The 25,707-nt window shown below is 61.9% G+C and carries 29 protein-coding genes; 13 read left to right on the forward strand and 16 right to left on the reverse strand.

The genetic code is table 11. The features are described from left to right. Positions 1-8: 8 nt before the first annotated feature. The 5 genes from LQ220_RS12620 to LQ220_RS12640 all read right to left on the reverse strand — a co-directional run bounded on the left by LQ220_RS12620 (position 9) and on the right by LQ220_RS12640 (position 3,081). Positions 9-800: a metallophosphoesterase gene (locus LQ220_RS12620; RefSeq protein ID WP_230188654.1), complete on the reverse strand. Its 792-nt coding sequence runs from the start codon at positions 798-800 to the stop codon at positions 9-11. 52 nt (positions 801-852) lie between these two features. After that, the gene (gene dcd, locus LQ220_RS12625) at positions 853-1,407 is read right to left on the reverse strand and encodes a dCTP deaminase (RefSeq protein ID WP_230188655.1); all 555 of its coding nucleotides are present in this window, start codon (positions 1,405-1,407) and stop codon (positions 853-855) included. Positions 1,408-1,410: 3 nt separating this feature from the next. Then, positions 1,411-1,890 (reverse strand): cytidine deaminase, encoded by a 480-nt coding sequence (locus LQ220_RS12630; RefSeq protein WP_230188656.1) that lies wholly within the window; start codon positions 1,888-1,890, stop codon positions 1,411-1,413. Next, a complete protein-coding gene (locus LQ220_RS12635; protein ID WP_230188848.1) occupies positions 1,887-2,522 on the reverse strand; it encodes a GH25 family lysozyme in 636 nt (211 codons plus the stop codon). Before LQ220_RS12635 ends, LQ220_RS12630 begins: the two co-directional genes overlap by 4 nt. Before the next feature lie 76 nt (positions 2,523-2,598). After that, entirely contained in the window at positions 2,599-3,081 is a 483-nt protein-coding gene (locus tag LQ220_RS12640; RefSeq protein WP_230188657.1) for a UPF0262 family protein, read from the reverse strand. 172 nt (positions 3,082-3,253) lie between these two features. On the opposite strand from LQ220_RS12640, the gene LQ220_RS12645 reads away from it, so the two are divergent. Next, a complete protein-coding gene (locus LQ220_RS12645) occupies positions 3,254-4,741 on the forward strand; it encodes a replicative DNA helicase (protein ID WP_230188658.1) in 1,488 nt (495 codons plus the stop codon). After that, positions 4,719-5,552 (forward strand): L,D-transpeptidase family protein, encoded by an 834-nt coding sequence (locus LQ220_RS12650; RefSeq protein ID WP_230188659.1) that lies wholly within the window; start codon positions 4,719-4,721, stop codon positions 5,550-5,552. The genes LQ220_RS12645 and LQ220_RS12650 overlap by 23 nt, the downstream gene beginning before the upstream one ends. On the opposite strand, the gene LQ220_RS12655 is transcribed toward LQ220_RS12650, so the two are convergent. Then, on the reverse strand, positions 5,549-5,968 hold the full coding sequence (locus tag LQ220_RS12655) for a BLUF domain-containing protein (RefSeq protein ID WP_230188660.1): 420 nt from the start codon (positions 5,966-5,968) through the stop codon (positions 5,549-5,551). The two genes, LQ220_RS12650 and LQ220_RS12655, sit on opposite strands and share 4 nt — an antisense overlap. A 163-nt stretch (positions 5,969-6,131) precedes the next feature. Here LQ220_RS12655 and LQ220_RS12660 point away from each other — a divergent pair, with 163 nt between their 5' ends. Then, complete coding sequence (locus LQ220_RS12660) at positions 6,132-6,650, forward strand: DUF5946 family protein (protein WP_230188661.1); 519 nt, start codon at positions 6,132-6,134, stop codon at positions 6,648-6,650. 103 nt (positions 6,651-6,753) lie between these two features. Here the strand turns inward: LQ220_RS12660 and LQ220_RS12665 are convergent, their stop codons facing one another. From LQ220_RS12665 to LQ220_RS12695, 7 genes are all read right to left on the reverse strand, one after another. Further along, positions 6,754-7,530, reverse strand: a complete 777-nt coding sequence (locus tag LQ220_RS12665) for a phosphoadenylyl-sulfate reductase (RefSeq protein ID WP_230188662.1) — start codon at positions 7,528-7,530, stop codon at positions 6,754-6,756. Beyond that, on the reverse strand, positions 7,523-7,963 hold the full coding sequence (locus LQ220_RS12670; RefSeq protein ID WP_230188663.1) for a DUF934 domain-containing protein: 441 nt from the start codon (positions 7,961-7,963) through the stop codon (positions 7,523-7,525). The genes LQ220_RS12665 and LQ220_RS12670 overlap by 8 nt, the downstream gene beginning before the upstream one ends. After that, positions 7,956-9,587, reverse strand: coding sequence for a nitrite/sulfite reductase (locus tag LQ220_RS12675; protein ID WP_230188664.1), 1,632 nt, complete (start codon positions 9,585-9,587; stop codon positions 7,956-7,958). Before LQ220_RS12675 ends, LQ220_RS12670 begins: the two co-directional genes overlap by 8 nt. Positions 9,588-9,600: 13 nt before the next feature. Next, positions 9,601-9,897: a DUF2849 domain-containing protein gene (locus tag LQ220_RS12680; protein WP_230188665.1), complete on the reverse strand. Its 297-nt coding sequence runs from the start codon at positions 9,895-9,897 to the stop codon at positions 9,601-9,603. Then, complete coding sequence (gene cobA / locus LQ220_RS12685) at positions 9,894-10,670, reverse strand: uroporphyrinogen-III C-methyltransferase (protein ID WP_230188849.1); 777 nt, start codon at positions 10,668-10,670, stop codon at positions 9,894-9,896. Before cobA ends, LQ220_RS12680 begins: the two co-directional genes overlap by 4 nt. Positions 10,671-10,745: 75 nt before the next feature. Beyond that, a complete protein-coding gene (gene astD, locus LQ220_RS12690) occupies positions 10,746-12,179 on the reverse strand; it encodes a succinylglutamate-semialdehyde dehydrogenase (RefSeq protein ID WP_230188666.1) in 1,434 nt (477 codons plus the stop codon). A 78-nt stretch (positions 12,180-12,257) separates the two neighbouring features. After that, complete coding sequence (locus tag LQ220_RS12695; protein WP_230188667.1) at positions 12,258-13,055, reverse strand: glucose 1-dehydrogenase; 798 nt, start codon at positions 13,053-13,055, stop codon at positions 12,258-12,260. 158 nt (positions 13,056-13,213) lie between these two features. Between LQ220_RS12695 and LQ220_RS12700 the strand changes: the two genes are divergently transcribed. From LQ220_RS12700 to LQ220_RS12715, 4 genes are all read left to right on the forward strand, one after another. Beyond that, entirely contained in the window at positions 13,214-14,278 is a 1,065-nt protein-coding gene (locus tag LQ220_RS12700; RefSeq protein ID WP_230188668.1) for a phosphotransferase, read from the forward strand. 24 nt (positions 14,279-14,302) lie between these two features. Continuing rightward, the gene (locus LQ220_RS12705; RefSeq protein WP_230188669.1) at positions 14,303-15,475 is read left to right on the forward strand and encodes an acyl-CoA dehydrogenase family protein; all 1,173 of its coding nucleotides are present in this window, start codon (positions 14,303-14,305) and stop codon (positions 15,473-15,475) included. A gap of 64 nt (positions 15,476-15,539) precedes the next feature. After that, positions 15,540-17,177, forward strand: a complete 1,638-nt coding sequence (locus LQ220_RS12710) for a GMC family oxidoreductase N-terminal domain-containing protein (RefSeq protein ID WP_230188670.1) — start codon at positions 15,540-15,542, stop codon at positions 17,175-17,177. Further along, positions 17,113-18,036 (forward strand): sugar phosphate isomerase/epimerase, encoded by a 924-nt coding sequence (locus LQ220_RS12715; protein WP_230188671.1) that lies wholly within the window; start codon positions 17,113-17,115, stop codon positions 18,034-18,036. Before LQ220_RS12710 ends, LQ220_RS12715 begins: the two co-directional genes overlap by 65 nt. 167 nt (positions 18,037-18,203) lie before the next feature. Here LQ220_RS12715 and LQ220_RS12720 read toward each other — a convergent pair whose 3' ends face one another. Both LQ220_RS12720 and LQ220_RS12725 read right to left on the reverse strand, forming a co-directional pair. Beyond that, complete coding sequence (locus LQ220_RS12720) at positions 18,204-19,217, reverse strand: NADP-dependent oxidoreductase (protein ID WP_230188672.1); 1,014 nt, start codon at positions 19,215-19,217, stop codon at positions 18,204-18,206. Between the two features lie 5 nt (positions 19,218-19,222). After that, positions 19,223-19,762 (reverse strand): nuclear transport factor 2 family protein, encoded by a 540-nt coding sequence (locus tag LQ220_RS12725; RefSeq protein WP_230188673.1) that lies wholly within the window; start codon positions 19,760-19,762, stop codon positions 19,223-19,225. Between the two features lie 183 nt (positions 19,763-19,945). Here LQ220_RS12725 and LQ220_RS12730 point away from each other — a divergent pair, with 183 nt between their 5' ends. The 6 genes from LQ220_RS12730 to LQ220_RS12755 all read left to right on the forward strand — a co-directional run bounded on the left by LQ220_RS12730 (position 19,946) and on the right by LQ220_RS12755 (position 24,504). Continuing rightward, the gene (locus LQ220_RS12730) at positions 19,946-21,277 is read left to right on the forward strand and encodes an aromatic ring-hydroxylating dioxygenase subunit alpha (RefSeq protein ID WP_230188674.1); all 1,332 of its coding nucleotides are present in this window, start codon (positions 19,946-19,948) and stop codon (positions 21,275-21,277) included. Beyond that, on the forward strand, positions 21,274-21,675 hold the full coding sequence (locus LQ220_RS12735) for a nuclear transport factor 2 family protein (RefSeq protein WP_230188675.1): 402 nt from the start codon (positions 21,274-21,276) through the stop codon (positions 21,673-21,675). The genes LQ220_RS12730 and LQ220_RS12735 overlap by 4 nt, the downstream gene beginning before the upstream one ends. 37 nt (positions 21,676-21,712) lie before the next feature. Further along, positions 21,713-22,474 (forward strand): SDR family oxidoreductase, encoded by a 762-nt coding sequence (locus LQ220_RS12740; protein ID WP_230188676.1) that lies wholly within the window; start codon positions 21,713-21,715, stop codon positions 22,472-22,474. Continuing rightward, complete coding sequence (locus LQ220_RS12745; RefSeq protein ID WP_230188677.1) at positions 22,471-23,271, forward strand: SDR family oxidoreductase; 801 nt, start codon at positions 22,471-22,473, stop codon at positions 23,269-23,271. Before LQ220_RS12740 ends, LQ220_RS12745 begins: the two co-directional genes overlap by 4 nt. Before the next feature lie 5 nt (positions 23,272-23,276). Beyond that, a complete protein-coding gene (locus LQ220_RS12750) occupies positions 23,277-24,092 on the forward strand; it encodes a TIM barrel protein (RefSeq protein WP_230188678.1) in 816 nt (271 codons plus the stop codon). Between the two features lie 67 nt (positions 24,093-24,159). Next, complete coding sequence (locus LQ220_RS12755) at positions 24,160-24,504, forward strand: hypothetical protein (protein ID WP_230188679.1); 345 nt, start codon at positions 24,160-24,162, stop codon at positions 24,502-24,504. Positions 24,505-24,516: 12 nt separating this feature from the next. On the opposite strand, the gene LQ220_RS12760 is transcribed toward LQ220_RS12755, so the two are convergent. Continuing rightward, the gene (locus tag LQ220_RS12760) at positions 24,517-25,686 is read right to left on the reverse strand and encodes a mechanosensitive ion channel family protein (protein WP_230188680.1); all 1,170 of its coding nucleotides are present in this window, start codon (positions 25,684-25,686) and stop codon (positions 24,517-24,519) included. Positions 25,687-25,707: the final 21 nt, after the last annotated feature.

Here is a 25,707-nt window from a genome sequence, read left to right on the forward strand (position 1 = left end):
CAAGTCGTTCAATCTGCTGTGGAAAGAAACCAGTGTTCGTCGCCCTGAAGGCCGATGGCAGTCAGCCGTCCGCTAAGATACGCGCCGGTGTCGATGCCGATGCGGTTGGGATGTTCGTCCACGTCCTGCGTAATGGTGTGGCCATGAATGACGACCTTGTCGAAAGGGTCGGGGCATTTGAGGAAATCGCCGCGTATCCAGTGTAAATCCTGGCTGTTCTGCGCGTTCAGTGCCACGCCCGGACGTACACCGGCATGGACGAAGACATAGTCGCCCATTTCGATCATGTCGGAAAAGCTATCGAGAAAATCGACATGAGCGCGGGGGATATTGGCGAGCATCCACTGGCCTATGTCCTCTGCCTTCATCTTGGCATAGTCCGCTGCGCTCAGACCATAGCTGAGCAGCGTCTGCTCGCCGCCGATACGGCAAAAGAAGCGCACCGATGCCACATCGCCACGCGCCGCCTCGACGAAGATTTCCTCGTGATTGCCTTTGATGAAGCGGATCGGCACCCCTGCTCTCGCCAGCTTGAGCGCATGGTCCACCACCTGACAGGATTGCGGCCCCCGGTCTATCAGGTCGCCCAGCAGGATGAGTTCGGTGGGACAGGGGATGCAATCGGCGTCGTTGTCGTCGATCCGACGCAACAGATCGATCAGCAGGTCGGCGCGCCCGTGGATATCGCCGATGGCATAGACGCGCTTGTCATCGCCGATGCTGGCTGCGCGCGTTTCGATGGCGTCTTCATCGACGCTGTCGGGGTCTGGGGAGGGGGACTTGCGAAAGAAACCCAGCATAGGCGCTACCCTTGGCGGACAGGCCCTAAGTCCGCTGTTACAAAGGGCTAACTCAAAGCCGGGGCAGCGTCACGCCCTTTTGTCCCATATATTTGCCGGCGCGGTCGGCATAGCTCGTTTCGCAGGGTTCATTGCCTTCCAGGAACAGGAACTGGCACGCGCCTTCATTGGCGTAAATCTTGGCGGGAAGCGGCGTTGTGTTGGAAAATTCCAGCGTCACATGGCCCTCCCAACCCGGTTCCAGCGGGGTGACGTTCACGATGATGCCGCACCGCGCATAAGTCGATTTGCCAAGGCAGATCACCAGCACGTCACGCGGCACACGGAAATATTCGACCGTGCGGGCCAGCGCAAAGCTGTTGGGCGGGATGATGCAGCAGTCGGTCTGCCGATCGACGAAGCTGTTCGCGGCGAAATCCTTCGGGTCCACGATGACGCTGTCGATATTGGTGAAGATCTTGAACTCGTCCGCGACGCGCGCGTCATAGCCATAGGAGGACAGGCCGTAGCTGATGCAGCCATCGCGGCGCTGGCTCTCGACGAACGGCTCGATCATGCCGTTTTCCTGCGCCTGTTTGCGGATCCATTTGTCGGAAAGTATGCTCATGTCTCAAGCGTCCTTCAGGGGTGCGATGCCCAGATTGGCGGGACCAAAGGCGTGGGGCAGCAGATCGGCCACCCGATGTTCGTGGATCGCATCGCCCACCGGCGCGACGCAATAGATGGCAAGGGTGCGGCCTGCCATCTGCTCGGCTTCGTTCATCACCTGACGGCAGCGACCGCAGGGGGTGATGACGGCGGCAGGATCGGCGGCGGCGTCCATCGGGCCGCCGCTGACGGCAATGGCGGTAATATCGGCGAGACGTCCCTGCGCGCTGACCGTGGCAATCGCCACCGTCTCAGCGCAGAGCGACAGGCCATAGCTTGCGTTTTCGAAATTGCTGCCGGTCACGACCGTTCCGTCAGTCAGCCGTACGGCTGCGCCAACGGCAAAGCGGCTGTAGGGCGCATGAGCATGAGCCATCGCGCCGCGCGCCGATGCGATCAACGCGGTGATGTCTGCGGGGGGAAGGGCGGGGCTGTCTGTCATTGCGCTACGACATCCCATTCCACCGGGGCGTCGACGCCGTCAAGCCGCCGCATGTCGGATGCGGTCCACATCACCCAAGGGCGGCTGGCATAATCGGGGGCGATGAAGTTCCCCTCCAGCCACAGCGTGCGGTTGATGCCTGCGCCGATGTCGTACTGTGCATCGAAGGCCTTCGACACGCGGACCAGTGCAGGCTTGCCGGAATGCGCTTCAATCAGGTTCAGGAAAGTGTTGAGGTCCGACAGCACGATATCGCGACCGGGGCGGCGGGCGCATCGCGGGTCGAAATCGAGCCGGACGACGGGGGGCAAGGCAGCATTGTCGCGCGGCACAGTTGCCATGAACAAGGTCGCCTGATCCACTGCCCGGTCGCACAGGCTGTACCGATGCGCCGCGCCGTACCGCAGCCCAGCCGCTCGCGCACCTGCCCAATTGGCGGCGAAAGCCGGATCGCGATGGTGCGCGCCAGAAGAGGCCAGCACATAAGCGAAGTCGGCATGGCGGGCGCGGACAGTGCGCCAGTCGATTGGGCCGTCGGCTTCGCTGACTGAAAGCCCCTGCATCGGATAGGTGTCGCGCGGCGGTGCCCAGCGGATCGCATAGGCCCAGCCTGTCGCCGCCAAAATCGCCATGACGATAAGGATCAGCCCGATTCGACCGAGCGTGCCGCGATAATTGCGGCCACCATTTCGTTGTACGCGCAACTGCTTATCCCTTGATATGCAGAACGCAGAGCAACGTGAACAGGCGGCGGGCGGTGTCGAAATCGACGTCGATCTTCCCGTCCAGCCGTTCCTTCAGGATATCCGCAGCCTCGTTGTGGATGCCCCGGCGGGCCATGTCGATCGTCTCGATCTGCTGCGGCGTGGCAGCACGGATCGCTTGATAATAGCTGTCGCAAATCGCGAAATAGTCTTTGATCGCACGGCGAAACCGCGCAAGACCGAGGATGATCGTTTCCAGCGGGCTGTCGTCCTCCCTCCGAATCTCTATGACCAGCCGCCCTTCCTCGACACCCAGCCGCACTTTGTAGGGGCCGGCGTACTTGTCGGGATGCTCCCGCTGCGGCGCGAAATGGTTTTCTTCGAGCAGGTCGAAGATCGCAATCCGGCGCTCCTGCTCGACATCGGCATTGCGCCAGATGATCGTACGCTGGTCCAGCTCGATATCTATGATGCGGGGATCGGCCATATTGCTGTGTTGTCAGTGCGGCGATGAGCCGGGAAATGCAAGAGGCCATAAGTACCTCCCTTTCGCCGGAACGGGAAGGAATCAAGTTATCCACAGCTTCGTCCACAGGTCATCCACAGCGCCTTGTCGCGCCGGACTTGCTCCTGACGGCGAACAGGCCGATGATAGAGCCATGGCCGAAGTGATGAAGTTGATGCCCGCGGGAGATGCGGCGCCGCAGGAACTGCCGCGCAATGTGGAGGCGGAAGCCGCGTTGCTGGGCGCGCTGATGATCGACAATCGCATTGCCGAAGACGTGCAGATGAAGCTGCGCGCCGAACATTTCTTTGAGCCGCTGCACGGGCGCATCTACGACGCGATCATGCGGCTGTTAGAAAAGAACATGGTCGCCAATCCGGTAACGTTGAAGCCGATGGTGGAGCAGGATCCCGCGCTCAAGGAGCTGGGCGGTGCGGCCTATCTTGCGCAACTGACGGGCAATGGCGCGGCGCTGATCGGCGCGCGCGATTTCGCGACGCAGATTTACGATCTTGCCTTGTTACGAGAACTTGTCGGGGTCGGCCGCGAACTCGTTGAAAACGCGCTCGACACCAGCGAAGATGTCGATCCGCGCGCGCAGATCGAAGCGGCGGAAGTCGCGCTGTACAAGGTGTCCGAAGGCGAAGGCGAGACCGGGTCGGTCAAGAGCTTCCTGACCGCCAGTACGCTGGCCGTGAAGCAGGCGGAGCGTGCGCTCAATAGCGGCGGGCATCTGTCGGGGATCACCACCGGGCTGAATTCACTGAACGAGAAAATCGGCGGCCTGCACAATTCCGACTTGATGATCCTGGCGGGACGTCCGGGCATGGGTAAGACATCGCTCGCGACCAACATCGCCTATAACGCCGCCTCGCGCTGGGTGCGCGACGATGCCGAGGGGATCGATGCGGCCAAGAATATGGGTGCAAAGACGGCGTTCTTTTCGCTCGAAATGTCCGCCGATCAGTTGGCTACGCGCGTGCTGGCCGAACAATCGGGGATCAGCGGCGAAGCATTGCGCATGGGCAAGATCAGCCATGCCGATTTCCAGAACCTGTCGCGCGCTGCCCGTGAGCTACAGGATCTGCCGCTGTTCATCGACGATACGCCGGGCCTCACCATCGCTGCGCTGCGCACCCGTGCGCGCCGATTGAAGCGGCGGCACGACATTGGCTTCATCGTCATCGATTATCTTCAATTGTTGCAGGGCACCGGCAAGGGCGGCGACAATCGCGTGCAGGAAATTTCCGAAATTTCCCGTGGTTTGAAGACGTTGGCGAAGGAACTTCATGTCCCGGTGCTGGCACTCTCGCAGCTCAGCCGCGCCGTCGAACAGCGCGAAGACAAGCGCCCTCAACTGTCCGACCTTCGCGAGTCGGGGTCGATCGAGCAGGACGCGGACATGGTCTGGTTCGTCTTCCGCGAGGACTATTACGTTTCCGCCAAGCAGCCGCGCGATGTGGAAAGCGAAGAGCATCGCGTCTGGGCCGAGGAGATGGAGAAGGTCTATGGCCTCGCCGAACTGATCGTCGCAAAACAGCGCCATGGTTCCACGGGGCGCATCCGCATGAAATTCGATGCGAAGATCACCAAGTTCAGCGACCTTGCCGAGGATAGCTATGGCGCGATTGCCTACGAATAGGGTGCTGCTGGCGCTGGCGGCGTTCGCTTTGCCGTTCAGCGCAATGGCCGCTTTGTCGCCGACATTGGCCAAAAGTGCCTCTTCGTCGCTGCTGCCCGGTCAGTTCTTGTGGGACGAGACCGATAGCGGTACCGGGCCGGTCGCTATCATGGTCAGCATCGACCGGCAGCATCTCTACGTTTATCGCGATGGCGCACTGATCGGCGTGTCGACTGTGTCCACCGGTAAGCCGGGGAAAGACACGCCACTGGGCGAATTTCGCATCCTGCAAAAGAACGTTCATCACCGTTCGAATATCTACAGCAATGCGCCGATGCCCTATATGCAGCGGCTGACATGGGGCGGGATCGCCATTCATGGCGGGCAACTGCCGGGCTATCCGGCGTCGCATGGCTGCATCCGCGTACCGCTCGCGTTCGCCAAAAAGCTGTTTGCCGCCACCGATATGGGCGGAGTGGTCAGCGTATCCGATGGCCAAAGCGGGCCGTTTTTGCGAATCGAGGTGGACGTTGCCAGCTTGTCAGTGGACATTGCCCCGGCATGGGACGGCAGGGTGCGAGACATTCAGCTTGCGACACAGGCAGCGCCCCCGCCACCTGTGCGCGTAGCGGCTCTTCCCCCGGTGAAGGCGGCAATTGCATCGGCACCGCGCGACGTTCCCACTGCACCGCCGCCCAAATTGAAGGTCGACCGTGTCGTGCTGGCGCGGGCGGATATCGCAACGCCCCAGCACGCCGTTGTCCGCAACCCCGATGCGCCCCATTGGCGGGTCCCGTATTATCAGGATGCAACCGTCAAAACGGGAGATTAGTGGGCGATCGAACCTGTATGCCCTGTATGCGTGGATGGCACCCAAAATTGCGCCTTTACCGGCGGCCCGCAGCGTTCGAGCAATGTTTCGATCTTACCGCGCAGGACGGGGCCGCTGTTGCCATCGTCATAGGCCATCGCCCACCCGCCAAATTGCCGACGCTCCAGCATGCACGCATCCACGATACTGAGCGTATGGTGCAGCGGATCTTTCGATATTCTGTCGTACAGAATTCGCACGATCAGTTCCGGTCCTTCGATTGTCTGTAAAAAATGGGTGGTGTTGTGGACGAGCACCCCAGTGACATCGAACTTACTGTTGTTCCGCCGCGACTTGGCGAGGATTTCGCTGCAGTCTTGTGCCCCGGGCGGGTGAGACGCAGTGCTGGTGTAGGTCAGTTGAAATATGTCGGGCATGCGACCGCTCCGTTTTGTTTATTCGCGGTGGCCCTTAAGCCAACACCGCCCGGATGAACAGTAGCGCATGTCACCTTCCCGTCGCGCAACGCCTTGCGTACCATGGCTCTTGCCTTCATGAAAAGCAGTATCAAGTGGCGCGTAACGCGTGGAGCGGGGTATCTTGACAGTTGAGCATGATGTGGAATGTCCCGGCTGTGGTCTGATCCTGCCACGTCAGGCGACGGTGGCCGGGCACCGTTATATCCCTGCCTCGCCTGAATGTTGGTCTCTTTTCTCCGAGGTGCTCGCGAGTGAGTACGAGAACGTCGTCATCTACTCGGCCGTGCATCAACTGACGGTCGATTGCTACGCCGTTCAACATGCGGTGAACCACCCGGCCAAATCGCTCGTCTCGCATCTCGTCTCCCTCCATCTTCAGCTCGTCGACGGGATGACCGGCTTCGAGGCACGGGATCGGCTCAAGTTCCTCGTCGATACCACGCGGGATTATCCTGAGCTCCCCTCTCCCGAACGCCGGACGGGCGTCACGATCTTCGATGTCGCGCTGAAGGTCGGGTCGTCGGATTACGTGCGGGCGGTGCGCGACTGGGCCGCGGCGGTTTGGGAGAGCTGGTCAGGATCCTATGGCGCGATCGGCGCGATCACGACCGAGCTGAAGTGTCGCTATGAGGTTCGTTGAGGAGAGAAACCTCTGGGACGTGAACGACGCGGCCGATGTTCGCGCCCTGCTCAGGCACGACTCGATCGGCCTGGGCCGCTTACGGGTTCCGCCGGCATGAAGGTCAAAAAGACGGCAGGTTTGCCGGGTCGTTCGGGTCGAGCGGCGAGACCGGCGAATGGATGCCGCATTCGACCTTGTCCCATCCGCGCCACCGGCCCGCACGCGGGTCTTCGCCGGGCTGGACTTTCGATGTGCACGGCTCGCAACCGATAGAGGGATAGCCTTCCGCTTCCAGCGGATGGCGCGGCAGATCGTGCGTCTCGAAATAGGCCTCCAGATCGTCCTTGGTCCAGTCCCCCAGCGGGTTCAGTTTCATCTGGCCGTTCGCCACTTCGAAACGGGGGATGTTCTGGCGGGTGGCGGCCTGAAACGCCTTGCGACCGGATATCCACGCATCCAGCCCGTCCTTGGCGCGTGCCAAAGGTTCGACCTTGCGGATTTCGCAGCAACCGTCGGGATCGTAGGACCAGCGCAGGCCCGTCTCATCCTTCTTTGCCAGCACTTCCAGATTGGGCGTGACCGTCTGACTGTCGCGAATGCCGAAGCGCGCGACGAGCAGATCGCGATAGGCAAGCGTCTCAGGAAACATCTTGAGCGTATCGACGAAAATCACCGGCACATCGGGGTCCGCCTGCGCCACCAGATGCAGCAGCACAGCGCTTTCAGTGCCGAAGGAGGAGACAGTGGCGATCCGTCCCAGCGTCTTTTCGGCGAACAGGGTGCGCAGCATGGGTAGCGTATCGACACCCGCGAAGCGAGCGTTGAGCGCATCGGCATCCGCCTGCGTAAAGGCAGGACGGCTATCGATAATGTCCAGCTTGCGTGCTGCCTCAGCCATTCGCGGCCTCGGGATGGCGCTTGGCCCAAACGGGCACGCGGCCATCGACGGACTTTTGATATACGTCCTTATAGCGAGCGAGCGTGGTATCGACGACAGCCTGATCGAACGGATGATCGGGCTGGAAGCTGTCGAAGCCGCAACGGCGCATCGCCATCAACTGATCGACCAGCACATCGCCCACCGCACGTAGTTCGCCCGTATAGCCTGCTTCGCGCAGGATACGTGCGGCGGAATAGCCGCGCCCGTCGCCGAAGACCGGGAAGTTCACTTCGACTAGCGAAATCCGATCCAGCGTCCCCAGCAACTGACGCGCGTCGTCGCTCGGTTCGATCCGGACGGCGGTGGCGTTGGTCTGGCCCGCAAAGGCCTCGACGGTCACGGTCGGTTCCTGGCCCGGCTCGTCATCGCGGAAAGACAGGAAATCAACCATAGAGGGCCTCCTTGAACGGCTTCATGCCCAGACGGCGATAGGTGTCGAGGAAGCGTTCGCCTTCGGTGCGTTCGCGGACGTAAAGGTCGGTGACTTTTTCAACGGCATCGACGATCCCGTTCTCATCGAAGCCGGGACCAGTGATGCTGCCGACGCTCGCGTCCTCCGCGCCCGATCCACCAAGTGAGAGCTGATAGTTTTCGATGCCGCGCCGGTCGACGCCCAATATGCCGATATGCCCGGCATGATGATGACCGCAGGCATTGATGCAGCCGGAAATCTTCAGTTTCAGTTCGCCCAGATCACGCTGCCGCACCGGATCGGCGAAGCGTTCGGCGATCTTTTGCGCGACGGTGATCGAGCGTGCATTGGCCAGACTGCAATAATCGAGGCCAGGGCAGGCGATGATGTCGCTGATCAAGTCCAGATTGGCTTCGGCCAGTCCTACTGCATCCAGTTCCTGCCAGATCGCATACAGGTCAGCCTTTTTCACGAAGGGCAGCACGATGTTCTGCGCATGGGTGACGCGCAATTCGTCCAGCGAGAAGCGCTCGGCAAGGTCCGCCATCAGGTCGATCTGCGCCGACGAAGCGTCACCGGGGATGCCGCCAATTGGCTTCAGGCTGATGTTGACGATGGCATAGCCGGGCTGCTTGTGCGCTTTCACATTCTGGTCGATCCACAGCGCAAAAGCAGGGTCGGAGCGATCGATGTCGTCCGACAGTCCGGTCTCGTATGCAGGATCGGCGAAGTAGCCGCGAATGCGGTCCAGCTCTGCAGTTGGCGGATTGAGGCCAAGCTGCTTCATCGCGAAAAATTCTTCCTCGACCTGCCGCTTATATTCGTCCCTACCGATTTCATGGACGAGGATCTTGATCCGCGCCTTGTACTTGTTGTCGCGGCGACCGTAGCGATTGTAGACGCGCAGGCAGGCCTCGATATAAGAAATGATCTCGTCTTCGCCGACAAAGTCTCTGATTTCAGGCGCGACCATCGGCGTGCGGCCCATGCCGCCACCCGCGAAAATCCGCGCACCGACGACACCATCGCGCTTTACCAGCTCGATACCGATATCGTGGAGGCGCATCGCGGCGCGATCTTCCTGAGACGCGATCACGGCGATCTTGAACTTGCGCGGCAGATAGGTGAATTCGGGGTGGAAGCTCGACCATTGACGCAGCAGCTCGGCCCAGGGGCGCGGATCGACGATTTCGTCCGCTGCGACACCGGCATATTGGTCCGATGAGATATTGCGGATGCAATTGCCGCTGGTCTGGATGGCGTGCATCTCGACCGTGGCCAGCTCGGCTAGGATGTCCGGCGCATCCTCCAGCTTGATCCAGTTATACTGCAGGTTCTGGCGCGTCGTGAAATGCGCGTAATCGCGATCATATTTGCGCGCGATATGGCCCAGCATTCGCATCTGCTTGCCCGACAGCGTGCCATAGGGAATGGCCACGCGCAGCATATAGGCGTGGAGTTGCAGATAGAGGCCGTTCATCAGCCGCAGCGGCTTGAACTGGTCCTCGGTCAGCGCACCGGCAAGGCGGCGATTGGTCTGGTCGCGAAACTCCTCAACGCGGGCCTCGACGATCGACTGGTCATATTGGTCGTAACGATACATGTCAGATTGGCCCTTAAATTACCCACTGTCCGGCGTTGGGGTCCGCCGGTTTCAGCGTGAGGTCGGGGCGCACCGTGGGGCCGAGCGCCCGGATGCGATCCTTGATATGGGCGGGGCGGGGGCCATCGTCCGACGGCGTAGCGTCGATCACATAGGCGCCCACGACATGCCGCGCGGCTTCCTCGCGCCGGGCAAGGTCGTCTCCGGTTTCGCCAACGTCCACTGCATCGGCGACAAGGCGCGACCAGCCATCGCCCGCCCACCAGATGACATCGCCCGTCGGCAAGTCATTGCCCGTCAAAATTTTCACGAAAAGCTCTCCATTTGCGCAGCGAACGCCGCCAGCCTGTCTTCCGCATTGCCGCGCAATACTACATCGCCCACGACGATCAGCGCAGGGCTTTGCACCTGCTCGCGCGCGATCATGCCGCCCAGATCGGCCAGCAATGTCCGCATCGCGCGCGCGTCATGTCGGGTGCCTTTCTCCAGCACCGCGACAGGCGTGCCGGGCGATACGCCATCGGCGATCAGCTTATCGGCTATGTCGTTTGCGGTGGCCACGCCCATGTAGATCACCAATGTGCGACCTACGCCTGCGAGGCCCGACCAGTCCTGATCGGTCAGCCCCTTGCACTGGCCCGCGACGAAGGTGACCGCACTGGACGCATCGCGATGAGTCAGCGGGATTTGCGCCTGCGCTGCGCAGCCGATGGCCGCGCTGATACCCGGCACGATCTCGACGCGGACACCGGCGGCGCGGCAATCCTCCGCCTCTTCGCCGCCGCGTCCGAATATGAATGGATCGCCGCCTTTCAGCCGCACGACATCGCGTCCGGCCAGCGCTTCCTGCACCAGCAGCGCGTTGATCTGGTCCTGCGGCATCGAATGACGGCTGCGGCTCTTGGCCACGCTGATCAAGCGCGCATCGGGGCGCGCCATCGCCAGTATCGCGTCATCGACCAGCCCGTCATGCACGATCAGTTCCGCGGCCGCGATCAGCCGCGCCGCGCGGAGCGTCAGCAGATCGGGGTCGCCGGGACCGGCGCCGACCAGATAGACTGTTCCAGAGCTATTGATTTCCATGATCCGCAAATGGCGACCCGCCTGCTGCATCGCAACCGAGAATGGATTGCGACGCATGTAGGAAATGTTTGGCCCTCAATCGCCCATGGCAGAAACGTCGACGTCTTTCAGACCCACGGCGATGCTGGCGCGGGGCTGGTCGGATTCCGACGATACCACCGGGAATGCGCAATAATCGGCAGCATAATAAGCACTGGCGCGGTGATTGCCTGACAGGCCGACGCCACCGAACGGTGCGGCGGATGATGCGCCGTTGGTCGGGCGGTTCCAGTTAATGATGCCCGCGCGCACATTGGACCAGAACTGGTCGTAATGCTCCGGCGTGCCGCCGATCAGCGAGGCGGACAGGCCGTAGCGGGTGTTGTTGGCTTCAGCGATGGCGGAATCGAAATCGGGAACGCGGATCACCTGCAACAGCGGCCCGAACAATTCGATGTCGGGGCGTTCGGGCATATCGGTGACGTCGATCATGGCAGGCGAGACGAAGGGCAAGTCCTTATGCGGCCGCACCATATGCTTGATCGGCCGCCCGCCATTGCTCATCAGGATCAGGAAACTTTCGGTCAGGCCATCGGCAGCCTGATTGTCGATCACCGGCCCCATATAAGGCTGCGGATTGGCATGGGGATGATCGACGATCATCCGGTCGGCGATCTTCTTCACTTCGGCGATCAGCAGGCTGGCCAGACTGTCGCGCACGATCAGGCGCTTGGCCGCCGTGCAGCGCTGGCCCGCGGACAGGAACGCCGATTGCGCGACGAGCGAAGCCGCGCTGGCAATGTCGGGCGTGTCCCACACGACGATGGGGTTGTTGCCGCCCATTTCCAGCGCCAGGATCTTATCCGGCTGACCGGCAAACGCCTTGTTAATGGCGATGCCGGTGTTGGCGGAGCCGGTGAACAATATGCCATTGACGTCGGGATTGGCCGTCAGCGCGCGGCCTTCGTCCGGGCCGCCGACGATCAGGCGCACCAGTCCTTCGGGAACCCCAGCTTGATAATAAAGATCGACGAGCATCTCGCCCACGGCAGGCGTCTTTTCCGATGGCTTGAACACAATCGCGTTGCCCGCGATCAGCGCCGGAACGATGTGACCGTTGGGCAGATGCGCCGGGAAGTTATACGGCCCCAGCACCGCCATCACGCCATGCGGCTTGTGCCGGACAGCCTGCTTCATGCCCATCGCACCTTCCAGCCGTTTCATGCCGGTGCGCTCGGAATAGGCGGCGATGGAAATATCCACCTTGCCGATCACGGCGGCGACTTCGGTGCGCGCATCCCAAAGCGGCTTGCCGGTCTCGCGTGAGATCAGGTCGGCCAGCGCCTCTTCCTTCGCCCGCACGGCGTTGGCGAAGCGCCGCATCGTTTCGACGCGAATGGCGAGTGGCTTGGCCGCCCAGAGGGGCCAGGCTTCGCGGGCGCGCGCGACTTCGGCGGAGACATCGCTGATCGGCTTTTCCCATAAATGGGCGCCGGTGGCGGGTTCGATAGATACCAGGGTCGATGACATGCACAGGATATGGCGTAATTATGCAGTCGTTAAAAGAGGGGCTGTGCACCCGCATCGCCGTTGCGTTTGGCTATCGGGCTATAGCGCCGTCATGCCACCATCGATGCTGAACGCCGCACCTATCGCAAAGCGCGCTTCGTCCGACGCGAGAAATGCAACAATAGATGCGATATCGTCGGGATGGCCCAGATGGCCGATGGGGTGAACCGACAGGAACCCCGCCAGCGTTTCCTCCGGATTGGGCACTTGCGCCAACACCTTGTCGATGATGGGCGTGTGGATCGCGCCGGGATGGACGCTGTTGCAGCGGATGCCGTATTTTTCCTTTGCGCAATGGAGCGCGATGGATTTGGTCATCAGCGTCACGGCCGCCTTTGCCGCGTTATAGCCGACAAGGCCGGGATCGGCCTTCAGGCCCGCCGCCGACGCCATGTTGACGATCGATCCGCCGGTTTTCTTCATAAGCGGCAGGGCGCTCTGGCATCCCAGGAACACGCCGATGACGTCGATCTCCAGTTCATGCCGGAGCGCCTCGACATCCAGCGTTTCGATGGACCCCATGGTCGTAATCCCGGCATTGTTGACGAGTATGTCCAGCCGCCCATGCGCCGCTTCGATCCGGGCTATCGCGCTATGCCATTGCTCTTTCGATGTGACGTCCAATGTCATCGCCTGTGCGCCTGCAAGCGTTGCCGCATGTGCCAGAGCACCTTGCTCGTCGATGTCGGCGACCCAGACTATCGCGCCTTCGCCTGCCAGTCGCGCTGCAATCGCTGCGCCCAGCCCGGACGCCGCACCGGTCACCAGCGCGATGCGGCCTTCCAGCCGATGGGGAAAGGGCGGAAGCGGCGGAGCCTTGTGCAATATGTCCATCATGCCATGGTGCCGGAAAGCGGAGACCGTGCACCTGTCACATACAAGAGGGGACTTTGCACGACGAGAATCGCAAAGCACGGGTGGCAGCGATAGGCTATGCCCAGTACAAATATCGCCAGACCACAAACGATCGCAGGACGGGAGCCGGAAGGCAGCATATGAGCAGCACTGATCGCGAACAGCGTTTTGCCGGGTCCGGCGCCATCCGAGACGGCCACGGGTTCGATGCGGCGCGCCTTACTGAATGGCTCGAACAGAATGTCGCGGATTTCGCAGGCCCGCTAACCGTTGAGCAGTTCAAGGGCGGCCAGTCCAACCCGACCTACAAACTCATCACCCCCGCGCGCAGCTATGTCATGCGTCGCAAGCCACCGGGCCAATTGCTCAAGGGCGCACATGCCATAGAACGCGAATATCGCGTGATCCGCGCGCTGGGGGCAGCGGGGTTCCCGGTCGCGAAAGCCTATGCCCTGTGCGAGGATGCTGACGTCATCGGCACGGCCTTCTATGTCATGGATATGGTGGAAGGGCGCATCTTCTGGGATTCGACGCTCCCCGGTCTCGATCCCGCCGACCGCGCCCGCCATTTCGATGCGATGAACGCCACCATCGCCCAGCTTCACGCCATCGATCCGGTTGCAGCGGACCTGGCCGACTATGGCCGTCCCGGCAATTATTTCTCCCGGCAGATTACCCGCTGGTCCGGGCAGTACGCGCAGGATGTCGAGGCAGGGCGGCTGGACGATATGGACTGGCTGGCGGAATGGTTGCCTGCGCATATTCCGCCGGGGGACGAAAGCGCTGTCGTCCATGGCGATTTCCGGGCCGACAACATGATCTGGCACGCCACGGAGCCGCGCATCCTTGCGGTGCTGGACTGGGAATTGTCCACGCTGGGGCATCCGCTGGGCGACTTTACTTATCATCTCATGATGTATCATTTGCCGCCGCACATCATTGGCGGGTTCAAGGGCGCGGACCTTGGTGCACTGGGCATCCCGACCGAAGCGGACTATGTCGCGGCTTATTGCCAGCGCACCGGGCGGGACGGGATCGACAACCTTAATTTCTATCTGGCGTTCAACATGTTCCGCTTTGCCGCGATCATCCACGGGATCAAGGGGCGGATGGTGCGTGGCACAGCCTCGTCGCCCGAAGCGGCCAGTCTGGTGACCGTGTTGCCCGAACTTGCCGCCATTGCGCGCGCCATGGCCAATCGCTGATATTCAAACGAAGGAATGCCCGTAATGGCTTACACAGAACGCGCCCTTGAAATTGCTGCCCGTGTCGAGGATTTCGTCCGCACGGTCGTCATCCCTTATGAAAAGGATACGCGCCGCACCTCGCATGGACCCAGTGAAGAACTTGCCGCCGAACTCAAGCAGAAGGCGCGCGATGCCGGGTTGATGACGCCGCACATCCTGCCCGACGGCAGTCACCTGATGCACAGCGAAGTCGCGCTGGTCCTGCGCAAATCGGGCCTGTCGCCGCTCGGTCCGTTGGCGCTTAACACAGCCGCGCCCGACGAAGGCAATATGTATCTGCTTGGAAAGGTCGGCAGTGCAGAGCAGAAGGAACGCTTCCTCGCGCCGATGATTGCGGGCGATGCGCGTTCCGCTTTCTTCATGACCGAGCCGGCAGCCGATGGCGGCGCGGGTTCGGACCCTTCGATGCTGAAAACGCGCGCGGTGCTGGACGGGAACCACTGGGTCATCAACGGACGCAAGGCGTTCATCACGGGTGCCGACGGGGCAAAGGTCGGCATCGTCATGGCGAACAGCGGAACCGAGGATAAGCTCGCTGCCACCATGTTCCTTGTCGACTTGCCCGATCCGGCGATCCGGATCGAGCGGGTGCTGGACACCATCGACAATTCGATGCCCGGCGGCCATGCAATCATCGCCATTGAAAACCTGCGCATTCCTGCCGATCAGATATTGGGCGAACTCCACAAAGGCTTCGATTATGCCCAGATCCGCCTCAGTCCCGCGCGCCTCACGCACTGTATGCGCTGGCTGGGTGCATGCACCCGCGCCCAGGAAATCGCGACCGATTACGCCTGCCGCCGTCACGCCTTCGGCAAGCCGCTGATCGATCACGAAGGCGTCGGCTTTCCGCTTGCCGAAAACATGATCGACCTGAAGCAATGCGAACTCATCATCGATTGGTGCGCCGGGGTGCTGGACAGCGGTGAACTGGGCACGACCGAAAGCTCCATGGCGAAAGTCGCCGTGTCCGAAGCGCTGTTTCGTATCGCCGATCGCTGCGTTCAGGTGATGGGCGGCACCGGCGTGACGCAGGATACCATCGTCGAGCAAGTGTTCCGCGAAATCCGCGCATTCCGCATCTATGACGGCCCGACCGAAGTGCACAAATGGTCGCTCGCCAAGAAGATCAAGCGCGCCCACAAGACCGCCTGACGTAAACGCCAGTAGTCGGCGGGCGCTCGCCCGTCGATCCTCGCTCCAAACATAGGGAGCGGATATGCAGGGCGCACTGGCGGACAGTTACGATTACATCATCATCGGTGCAGGCTCGTCCGGCTGTGTGCTGGCCGAGCGCCTGTCCGCCGATCCGCGCAATCGCGTGCTGCTGGTGGAGGCGGGCGGGCCGGACCGTTCGCCCTGGATCACGATGCCCAAGGGGATCGCCAAGCTCGTCACCAGCCCGTCGCATATCTGGGCCTATCAGGTCGATCAGCCAAGGACGCCCGATGCCGACCCGCATGAAGTGTGGATCAGGGGCAAGGGGCTGGGCGGTTCCTCCTCCATCAACGGCATGATCTGGAGCCGGGGCGAAGCGGCGGACTATGACGATTGGGAAGCGGCGGGGTGCACCGGCTGGAACGCCGGTTCGATGCTGGATGCCTATCGCGCCATAGAAGATCACGGCATGGGTGGCAGCGAGACGCGCGGGCAGGGCGGCCCGGTGCATGTCACACCCGACACCTATCGCTATCCGCTGGCCGAACGGATGATCGCGGCGGGGGAGACGATGGGCCTTGCGCGCACCGATGACCTCAACAGTCGCGGCGGCGGACGTGTCGGCTATTACAGCCACAATATCCACAAGGGTCGCCGCCAAAGCGGGGCCGTTGCCTTCCTGCGCAAGGCGGCAAAGCGCAGCAACCTGCACATCGTTACCGACACGCTCGCGCGCAATGTGCGTATCTCAAACGGGCGTGCGGTAGGGCTGGCGCTGCGCAATCCCGAACGGGGCGACTTTTCGGTCAACTGCGCGGGGGAAATCATCCTGAGCGCGGGTACGTTGGAAAGCCCGCGCCTGCTGCAACGGTCGGGCATTGGCGATGGCGCCGTGCTGCAGGCGGCGGGCGTCGAAACCCGGTTTCACAGCCCGGACGTGGGTCGCCGGATGCTGGAGCATTTGTCCTTCACCATGCCCTTCCGCCTCAAGCGCGACAGCGGCATCGCCGGGCATTATTACGGCAAGGGGCTGCTGGCATCGGTCGCCCGCTATTATCTGACGCGCGGCGGGCCGATGGCGACCGGGCCGTTCGAAATCGGCGCGTTCCTGAGCACGATGGGCATCGGCCAGCGCACCGATCTGCAACTGTATCTGAGCGGCTATATGTTCGCGCTGGCGGACGACAATCATCCGGTGCCTCTGGGCGCGGTCGCCAAGACGCCGGGGATGACGGTGTCCGGCACCCTCCTGCGCATGACGAGCCAGGGCAGCATCCAGATCACCGGGCCTGAGCCGGAGAACGCGGCATCCATCCATCCCAACTGGCTCTCGACGCCGGAAGATCGCACTGCCGCCATCGCATCGATCCGCATGATGCGGGACTATGTCGCGCAGCCTGCCTTGGCGCAAGATGTCGGCGAGGAGTGCATCCCCGGCGCGCAGGTGCAAAGCGATGAAGCGCTGCTCGACAGTTTCCGCGCCTTGTCCACCAGCGGCCTGCACGGCGTCGGCACCTGCCGCATGGGCGGCGGGGAGACTGCCGTTCTCGACGCGCGGCTGAAGGTGCGCGGGGTGGAAGGGCTGCGCGTCGCGGATTGCTCCGTCATGCCCGGCACGATTTCGGGGAACACCAATGCGCCTGCGATGGCGCTCGGCTGGCGGGCGGCTCAAATACTCACGGAAGATCGAGCGGCGTGAGGGCGCGACCGCTTCTCATACCGACCATTTCACGCTGGCGGGCAATATCGGTCCGTTCGACGCCATAACGATCAGCCCGCATTCGCTCGCTGAACGCGCCTGTGCAGCGGCGCAGGCGGGATATGGCGGCTTTGGCTTCGGACATCAGGATATTGCCCATCTGCTTGCGACCATTGGCGCGGCGGAGGTGAATGCGATCCTGAACGACAACGGACTGGCCGTCCGGGAAGTCGAAGTGCTGACGGACTGGTTCGCAAGCGGCGACCGTCGCGCAGCGTCCGACCGTCAGCGCCGTGAAATGTTGCACGCCGCCGCAGCCATCGGCGCGCGCCACATCAAGGTCGCGGGCGATCTGACGCTGCCCTATGTTTCGCGCGACGCCACCATCGAAGCGTTCGCCATCCTGTGCGATGAAGCAGCGGAGGTCGGCACCGCCGTCACCATCGAACTGTTCCCGCCGTCCAGCATCGCAACGCTGGAAACCGGGCGCGCCATTGTGGAAGGGGCGGGGCGCAGCAATGGCGGTCTGCTGCTCGATGTCTGGCACATGGTTCGCGGCGGGATCACGATGGAGGCCGTCGCCGCGCTGCCGCCGGGAATCGTTACCCATGTCGAACTGGACGATGGCCCGTTATCGCAGCAAGGCGATTTTCTGGAGGAAACGATCAACGACCGCCTGCCACCCGGCGCGGGGGCGTTTCCCATCGCCGATTTCCTACAGGCGCTGGATAAATGCAGCTACGAAGGCCCCTTCGGCGTGGAAATCCTGTCCCACGCCTTCCGCGCCATGACGCCCGCGGAGGCCGCGCGGCAGTCGCTGGCACATCTGGGCGCTGTGGTGGAATCAAAGTTCGTTTGATTAGCGGGACCCCGGGCTTGACCCGGGGTCCCGCTTCCTTTCGCGCACTGCCTGAAGAAAAGCGGGATCCCGGGTCAAGCCTGGGATGACGACATCAATGTAGCGAACTTACGATTCAGGTGACTAGATCAGTGTGGCAAGCAGGGGAACAAAATGGCGTTCTTCCCTTAGATCAGTTTCAGGATCATCTTGCCCTGATTGGACCCTTCGAACAGGCGCAGGAAGGCGGGGAGGGCATTGTCGATGCCTTCCTCGATATGCTCGTCGAAGCGCAGCGTGCCTTCGGCGGCCATCTTCGCCATGGCTGTGCCGCCTTCCACGAACCGGTCGAGAAATTCGCTGATCAGGAACCCCCGGATCGTCGCGCTGTGGACGATCAGTTGCCATAGGTTGCGCGTGCCATAATGCTCCGAATTATATTCGGAGATCAGCCCGCAGAGCGCGACCTTTGCAAACTGGTTCAGATGGTCGAGCGTCGCGTCGAGGCCAACGCCGCCGACATTTTCGAACACCAGATCGATGCCATCGGGTGCCGCCGCGCCGATGTCCGCGCTCAGCGCCGCTGCGTCCTTGCCCCGATAATCGATGGCAGCGTCAAACCCGTAATCGTCGATCAGCCGTGCGCATTTTGCCGGACCGCCCGCAATACCAATCACCCGGCATCCCGCCCGCTTGCCCAACTGACCAACGAGCGAACCCACCGCACCCGCCGCGCCGCTGACCAGCAAGGTCTGGCCGCTCTTGGGCTGCAATATCTCGGTCACGCCGAAATAGGCCGTCAGGCCCACCGCACCCATGACCGACAGGAAGTTGGTTGGCGAAGGAACGAGGCTGACGTCGATGGGCTGCGTAAACCCGCCCAGCTTGCCGACCGAATAGCGCTCGATGCCGTTCAGGCCCATCACCCAGTCGCCGGGCTTGAAGCCCTCGGCCTTGCTCTCTTCAACGATACCCACCGTCGTGGCGCGCACCGGATCGCCCAAGGCTACTGGCGGCAGATAGCTCGGCACATCGTCCAGCCAACCCCGGATCGCCGGATCGAGCGAGGCATAATGGTTGCGGATCAGGAACTCCCCCGCCTGCAACTCCGGAAGCGGCGCATCGACCAGCGCGAAGTCGCTGTCCTTGGGCATCCCGTCGGGACGGGCAGTCAGCAGGAAACGGCGGTTGGTGTCGGTCATGGTTCTTATCGTCCCGAAGTGCCGGACGCCCAATCGCGCGTCTGGCTGAAATCCGTGCCCTTGCGGCCGGACAGGTGAATGGCGGGCATCTCGTTCAATATGCCGTCGCTGGCGGCATCGTGCCGGGCCCAGTCGATCAGTTCACGTCGCCGCTGGATCGCCCATTTGCCATCCTTGCAGCTATATTCGTCGATATAGCGCCCCGCCATGAACAGGTCTTTCGGCTCGTCATTCTCATTGGTGCGGTGCCACGCAAAGAAATAGACTTCGCCGGTCGCGGTGCCTGCATCCAGATCGATGGAAAGGTCGATCTGGCCCAGCAAATGCTGGCTGGAGACGAGGTCGGCCAGAAACCCCTGTGCAAAATCGGTATAGGCTTCCGGTCCGCCGCGCAGCAGGCCGCAGTCGACATCGGCATCGGGGTGGAAGGAACGCAGCTGCAGGTCGCGGTCCAGCCGGTCCTGCCCACGCATATAATTCTGAATCGCCTGCGTAATATCCCGACGCGCGGTCAAATCGCGTATTTCGCGTTCAATATCCTGCAATTGCCTCTCCTGTCGGCTTAGCGTTGGGCGCAAGGTAGATAGGCTGGGCAAAGGTGGCGACTTGTGTTTCCACTAGGTCGCCCACCATCGCCTGACACCCCTCACCGCCTAGCATAAAGCCGAGTTTGCATTGTCACTTGACCTGCTACGCTGTTCTAAAGTCGTGATCTTATGGAGAGAAGCGTGACGAAAGAGCATTTTCTGGGCCGGACGCTGGAAGCTTATGACCCGCCGGTGCGTGGCGATCCCATTACGGGCGAACGCTATTACAGCAAGGCGTGGGCGCGTGCCGAATGGAAGCATGTCTTTGCGAAGGTCTGGCATATCGGCGGTCTGCTGGCCGATCTGGAGGAGCCGGGCGACTGGATCACGCACAACCTGATGCGCGACAGCGTCATTATGATGCGGCAGGACGACGGGTCGATCCGCGCCTTCTTCAACGCCTGCGTCCATCGCGGCAACCGGCTGCTCTGGTCGGACATGGGCAGCAATGAGCGGATCACCTGCTCCTATCATGGCTGGCAGTTCGGCAAGGATGGCACGCTGCTCTTCGCGCAGGATGCGGAGGATTTTCCGGCGGGCAATCCCTGTGGCAAGGCGCATCTGACCGAAATAGCCGTCGATACCTGGGGACCGTTCGTGTGGTTCAACATGGATCGCAATGCGCAGCCTTTGCATGACTGGCTTGCGCCGCTGCCGGAGCAGTTGGCAGGCTATCAGATGGAAAAGATGGTGCGCGTGCTGGATGTACGGTGCGAGATTCCCTGCAACTGGAAGATCATTCGCGACAATTTCAACGAAAGCTACCACCTGCCCACGCTCCACCCGGAACTGGCCAGCTTCATCGACGACGAATATACCGACACCAGTTTTGAAATGTACCCCAGCGGCCATAACCGCATGGTGCAAAAGGGCTGCCATCCGTCCAAGCGCCTCGATTATCCCGATGCGATGCAGCCGCTGGTCGAGGACAGCCTGCGCGAATGGGAACTGGACCCGGCTGACTTTACGGACCGCGCCACCGAAGCGCGCGCTGCGATCCAGCAGGCGAAGCGTCGCCTCGGTCCTGAACGCGGCTTCGTGCATTTCGAAACGATGAGCGACAGCGAACTGACCGATTACCACCACTATACGCTGTGGCCGAACACCACGATCACGATGAGCCCGGACGGCTTCCAGATCCTGCGCTCTGAACCGCATCCGACCGATCCGGAAAAGTGCATTTTCGACCATTGGTACATGATGCCGCCGGTCAAGGGACGCACCGAGGTCGTAACGCCGGTGGGGATGCGCCCGTTCAAGTCCTGCGAACGCGAGACAGTGATCTATGGCGCGGAAACTTTGGGCTATGTCGCCGATCAGGACATGACCATCGCCGTGGGGCAGCAACAGGGGCTGCACTCGATGGGCTATCGCGGCGGATATATTTCGGGTCAGGAAAAGCGCATTCAGCGTTTCCACGAATTGCTCAACGACGCCTGCGGCATCCACGGCGAACTGGATGACAAGGAATGAGCGAAGCAAAGGATATCGTCGGAATCAACCGCGCGCTTGCCCGCTATATCGATGGCGTGAATCAGCGGGACGCCGATCTGTGGTCGACATCGTGGGACAGGGATGCCGAATGGTATCTCTTCGGCCCTGACACTGTCGTCGGTCGCGATGCCATTGTGGCCGCATGGCTGGACGCGATGGCGGGCTTTCCGTTCGTTGTGATGCATGGCACGCAGGGCGATGTCGTGGTCGATGGCGATACCGCCACGGGGCGGTCCTACAGCAGCGAGCTTGCGCGTACCGTTGACGGACAGCGGTTGCGCGTGATGGGGCAATATGACGACCGCTATCGCAAGCGCGATGGCGTCTGGGCCTTCTCCTATCGCCGCTTCACCATGCTCGACACCGAAGAATGCTGACGGCCGGAGAGGGTCGCGACAGAAAGGCAGATATTAAATGGGACGTTTGACAGGAAAGGTCGCCGTCATTCTTGGCGCGTCCGACGCGCGCAGCATGGGCGCGGCAACGGCGCGACGCTTCGTCGAGGAAGGCGCGCAAGTCGTTCTGGCGGCGCGGCGCAAGGAAGCAGTGGAAGAGATCGCTGCGGAACTTGGCGGCATCGGCGTTGCCTGTGACATTGCCGACGAGGCATCGCTCGCCGCGCTCGCACAGACGGCGCTGGAGCATTACGGCCATCTCGATATTGCCGTGAATTACGCCGGGCAAAGCGCACAGGCATCTGTGCTGGACGTCACCGCCGAAAGCCTGCGCAGCCAGTCGGACATTCATTTCGTCGGCACTGCCTTGTTCATCAAGCATATGGCGAAGGCGATGACCGGCGGCGGCTCGATCATCACGGCGTCGTCGCTGACCGTGTTAGTGCAGGCACCCGATCTGGGTGCCTATGCCGGGTCGAAAGGCGGCGCTGATGTCTATGTACGTGTTGCTGCCAATGAGCTTGGGGCACGGGGCATTCGCGTTAACAGCATCGCCCCCGGTTTTACGAAAAGCGCGATGACTGAGGATTATTTCGGCATCGAAGCAGTCACAAACGCCTTCCTCAAAGAAATGCCTTTGGGCCGTTTTCCAACGGTCGAGGACGTCGCCAACACCGCCCTCTGGCTCGCCAGCGACGAAGCCTTCGTCACCGGCCAGCGCATCGACGTCACCGCAGGTCAGGCGCTCCGCCGCACCCCCCGCGCGGATGAATTCGTATGAGCGGACGTCTTGCGGGGAAAGCCGCGCTGGTTGTCGGCGCGGCGGGCAAGGATAATATGGCGCAGGTTATCGCCCGACGCTTTGCCGCGGAGGGCGCAAAGGTCGTTGTCGCGGGCCGCAACCGCGCGATCCTCGACACGCTGGCCGAGGAAATCGGCGGGATCGCGGTCGAATGCGATTTTACCGACCGTGTCAGCATCTTCGCGATGGTGGAAACGACGCGCGAGGCATTGGGCGGTATCGATATTGCCGTCAACGCAACCGGGTGGGGTCTGCTGAAACCCTTCCTCGAAACCACGGACGACGATTTCGACCGGATGTATGCGCTCCAGCTCCGTGGCCCGTTTCAGTTTGCGCAGGCGCTGATCCCGGTCATGCAGGACAAGGGCGGATCGATCATTCAGGTGACGTCGGCGACGGCATCGATCATGTTCCACGACCACAGCGCCTATATGGCGACGAAGGCCGGCACCGATCACATGCTGCGCACCATCGCCAATGAGTTCGGGCATCTGGGCATTCGCGTGAACAGCATTTCCCCCGGCGTCACCGAAACCCCGATGACGGCGGAGGCTGCCGCCGTTCCCGGCCTGATGGATGCCTTTGCCAAGGGCTATCCGCTGGGCCGCTATGGCACGTCTCAGGATATTGCGGCGGGATGCGTCTGGCTGGCCAGCGACGAATGCTTCATGACCGGCGAGACGATGCAGGTAAACGGCGGCCTCACGCTGCGCGGCAACCCGACCAAGGACGCCATCGAAGCATCGGTCGCCGCCGCAATGACCCAGCAAGGCTGATCCCGATGGCCCGCCACCATCCTCTTTCGATGGCGGCGGGGATTATGCCCGAAGCCACGCCGTTGCAACTGGTCGAGGCCGCCGCAAAGGCGGGCTTCGATTATGGTGGCATGTGGATCGAAGCGGACCAATGGACGCCGCAGACCACGCGCGACGTGCGCGCCGCTCTTTCGGACACGGGCTTAAAGCTGCTCGATGTCGAGGTTGTCTGGATACAACCTGGCCCGCTGGACCCCAACCATCTGCGCATCGTCGAGATCGGCATGGACCTCGGCGCACGCAACGTCCTGTGCGTCAGCAGCGACCCCGATGCCGGGGCAACGCGCGACAAGCTGGCGGTGCTGATGGATCATGCCACGGGGGGCGGCGACATCCGCATCAACCTGGAGTTCGGCATTTTCACCGAAGTGAAGACCATCCATCAGGCGAGCGACATCCTGCGCCAGATCGGTTCGCCGGTGGGTGGCCTGCTGATCGACAGCCTGCACTGGCGGCGCTCCGGCGGCAGGCTGGCGGATATCGCCGCCGTCCCCCGCGAATGGATAAGCTACGCGCAACTGTGCGATGCGCCCGATCCAGGCGCGGACCCGGCCGATGCCGCCGCGATCCTCGAAGAAGCCCTCGACGGGCGGGTTGCAATGGGGAAGGGCGGGCTGCCGCTCGCCGCCATCGCCGATCTGCTTGCCCCCGATCTGCCGATTGCCATCGAGGAACGCTCGAAGGCGTTGCGCGACACTTTCCCCGATCTCAACGCGCGCGCTGCGGAGCTGCTACGGACATCCAAAGCGTGGATGAACGGCGTATCGTTCAGCGATTTTTGAAAGAAATCAGCTTAACACTCTGTTTACCATAACGAATGCATAGACCGTAGTGGGGGAGGACCAGTGCGTGTTTATCTGTTCCAGATTTGAAGCCGATGGTGAGGCGATAATTGCGCCGATGGACGAACACTGGCTTGCGCCTGTGTTCGAAGCATTGGACAACGCAGCGACCGGTCCCGGTAATGTCTCACCCGGCACGATCCCATCCCTTTGGCGCACGCTGGAAAAGCTGCGCCGTGAAGGCGCATCACCGGATGCCATCCTCCGCACCGAAGCCCTGCTGGTTGCCTTGCACAAGTTACAGGCTGCCTTGCGTCGCCCCGGCGTTGAAGGGCGGGAGCTAACCAAGATGCTGCGCGGCGCGATCCGTACGCTCAGCTACCAGTGGTTGCTCAGCATACGCATGGCGTAAACCGCCAAGTCTCTATCCGTTCACGTCACTCACGGGCATGACCTTGGGATAAGGCATGACGAATTTCCCGTTCGGATCGGCAGTAAAGCTGGTCTGCGTCGGATAGGCAAATTCCAGACCTTCCTGCTGAAACCGCTTCAATATCGCGATCGCGACCTTGTGCCGCACTTTGTAGATCGCGTCCCAATCCGGCAGATACACGTCGAACTCGACTTCATAGTCGATGCTGCTCGCGCCAAAGGCGATCATGCCGCAACGGACGAAAACACCGTCCAGTTGCTCCACAATTTCGCGGAGGATATCCGGCACGCGCTCCGCCAGATCGGGATCGGTCTGGTAGATCAGGCCCAGCGCAAACTTGATCCGCCGATGGTCGAGATGCTGATAATTGGTGATTTCCTTCTGCAACAAATTGGCGTTGGAAATCACTTTCTTCTCGCCGGTCACAGCGCGCAGGCGCGTGCTTTTCAGGCCAATGCGCTCGACCGTGGCCGTCGTCTGATCGTAATTGATCGTCTCACCCCGGCGAAACGGCTTGTCGAAGATGATCGACAGCGCCGCGAACAGATCGGAGAAGATGCCCTGTGCCGCCAGACCGATGGCTATGCCGCCAACGCCCAGACCCGCGACCAGCCCGGTCACGTTGACGCCCAGATTGTCCAGCACCACGATGATCGCGATGGAAAACAGCGCCACGGTCACCAGCAACCGGATGATGCCCATCGCGTTGCTCAGCGTATCGCTGCCATTATCGTCGCCGGTCTTGCGCTCGATCAGGCCAAGGATGATTTCGCGCAGCCAGATCGCGCCCTGAAACACCGTTGCGACAGTGAACAGGAACTGGATCGTGCGCAGCAGCATGTCGGGCGGATTGGCGTATCCCGCCACCAACCGCGCGGAGACCATGATCATGAAGAAATGCGTGGTGCGGGAGAATGCCCGGCCCATCACACTCATCAGGCTGGTAGCGTCGCCTTCCCGGTCGCGCAGCTTCTGCGCCAGCCGCTTGATGCCGCCCAGCGCCAGATAGATTAGAAAGCCCGCGCCGGCCGCAATCAATATCTCCATACCGTGCAGCTCGAACCAGTGCGACGTGCTGCGGACCACATGGTCGATGTCCGGCGGCTGCGCGTTGATTTCGACCAAAGGTTCCTTGGGCGTGGATTTGGCGGCGGCAGTCATGCGGTTCCTCTGTGCGACATG

It is taken from the genome of Sphingobium sp. CECT 9361, assembly GCF_918741285.1.
In the GTDB taxonomy this organism is placed as follows: domain Bacteria; phylum Pseudomonadota; class Alphaproteobacteria; order Sphingomonadales; family Sphingomonadaceae; genus Sphingobium.

What these genes read in the sequence shown, in the direction of transcription:
- LQ220_RS12620 (WP_230188654.1), bottom strand. Translation starts at nt 800, where the DNA reads ATGCTGGGTTTCTTTCGCAAGTCCCCCTCCCCAGACCCCGACAGCGTC.
- dcd (WP_230188655.1), bottom strand. Translation starts at nt 1,407, where the DNA reads ATGAGCATACTTTCCGACAAATGGATCCGCAAACAGGCGCAGGAAAAC.
- LQ220_RS12630 (WP_230188656.1), bottom strand. Translation starts at nt 1,890, where the DNA reads ATGACAGACAGCCCCGCCCTTCCCCCCGCAGACATCACCGCGTTGATC.
- LQ220_RS12635 (WP_230188848.1), bottom strand. Translation starts at nt 2,522, where the DNA reads ATGGCGATTTTGGCGGCGACAGGCTGGGCCTATGCGATCCGCTGGGCA.
- LQ220_RS12640 (WP_230188657.1), bottom strand. Translation starts at nt 3,081, where the DNA reads ATGGCCGATCCCCGCATCATAGATATCGAGCTGGACCAGCGTACGATC.
- LQ220_RS12645 (WP_230188658.1), top strand. Translation starts at nt 3,254, where the DNA reads ATGGCCGAAGTGATGAAGTTGATGCCCGCGGGAGATGCGGCGCCGCAG.
- LQ220_RS12650 (WP_230188659.1), top strand. Translation starts at nt 4,719, where the DNA reads ATGGCGCGATTGCCTACGAATAGGGTGCTGCTGGCGCTGGCGGCGTTC.
- LQ220_RS12655 (WP_230188660.1), bottom strand. Translation starts at nt 5,968, where the DNA reads ATGCCCGACATATTTCAACTGACCTACACCAGCACTGCGTCTCACCCG.
- LQ220_RS12665 (WP_230188662.1), bottom strand. Translation starts at nt 7,530, where the DNA reads ATGGCTGAGGCAGCACGCAAGCTGGACATTATCGATAGCCGTCCTGCC.
- LQ220_RS12670 (WP_230188663.1), bottom strand. Translation starts at nt 7,963, where the DNA reads ATGGTTGATTTCCTGTCTTTCCGCGATGACGAGCCGGGCCAGGAACCG.
- LQ220_RS12675 (WP_230188664.1), bottom strand. Translation starts at nt 9,587, where the DNA reads ATGTATCGTTACGACCAATATGACCAGTCGATCGTCGAGGCCCGCGTT.
- cobA (WP_230188849.1), bottom strand. Translation starts at nt 10,670, where the DNA reads ATGGAAATCAATAGCTCTGGAACAGTCTATCTGGTCGGCGCCGGTCCC.
- astD (WP_230188666.1), bottom strand. Translation starts at nt 12,179, where the DNA reads ATGTCATCGACCCTGGTATCTATCGAACCCGCCACCGGCGCCCATTTA.
- LQ220_RS12695 (WP_230188667.1), bottom strand. Translation starts at nt 13,055, where the DNA reads ATGATGGACATATTGCACAAGGCTCCGCCGCTTCCGCCCTTTCCCCAT.
- LQ220_RS12700 (WP_230188668.1), top strand. Translation starts at nt 13,214, where the DNA reads ATGAGCAGCACTGATCGCGAACAGCGTTTTGCCGGGTCCGGCGCCATC.
- LQ220_RS12705 (WP_230188669.1), top strand. Translation starts at nt 14,303, where the DNA reads ATGGCTTACACAGAACGCGCCCTTGAAATTGCTGCCCGTGTCGAGGAT.
- LQ220_RS12710 (WP_230188670.1), top strand. Translation starts at nt 15,540, where the DNA reads ATGCAGGGCGCACTGGCGGACAGTTACGATTACATCATCATCGGTGCA.
- LQ220_RS12715 (WP_230188671.1), top strand. Translation starts at nt 17,113, where the DNA reads ATGCGCCTGCGATGGCGCTCGGCTGGCGGGCGGCTCAAATACTCACGG.
- LQ220_RS12720 (WP_230188672.1), bottom strand. Translation starts at nt 19,217, where the DNA reads ATGACCGACACCAACCGCCGTTTCCTGCTGACTGCCCGTCCCGACGGG.
- LQ220_RS12735 (WP_230188675.1), top strand. Translation starts at nt 21,274, where the DNA reads ATGAGCGAAGCAAAGGATATCGTCGGAATCAACCGCGCGCTTGCCCGC.
- LQ220_RS12740 (WP_230188676.1), top strand. Translation starts at nt 21,713, where the DNA reads ATGGGACGTTTGACAGGAAAGGTCGCCGTCATTCTTGGCGCGTCCGAC.
- LQ220_RS12745 (WP_230188677.1), top strand. Translation starts at nt 22,471, where the DNA reads ATGAGCGGACGTCTTGCGGGGAAAGCCGCGCTGGTTGTCGGCGCGGCG.
- LQ220_RS12750 (WP_230188678.1), top strand. Translation starts at nt 23,277, where the DNA reads ATGGCCCGCCACCATCCTCTTTCGATGGCGGCGGGGATTATGCCCGAA.
- LQ220_RS12760 (WP_230188680.1), bottom strand. Translation starts at nt 25,686, where the DNA reads ATGACTGCCGCCGCCAAATCCACGCCCAAGGAACCTTTGGTCGAAATC.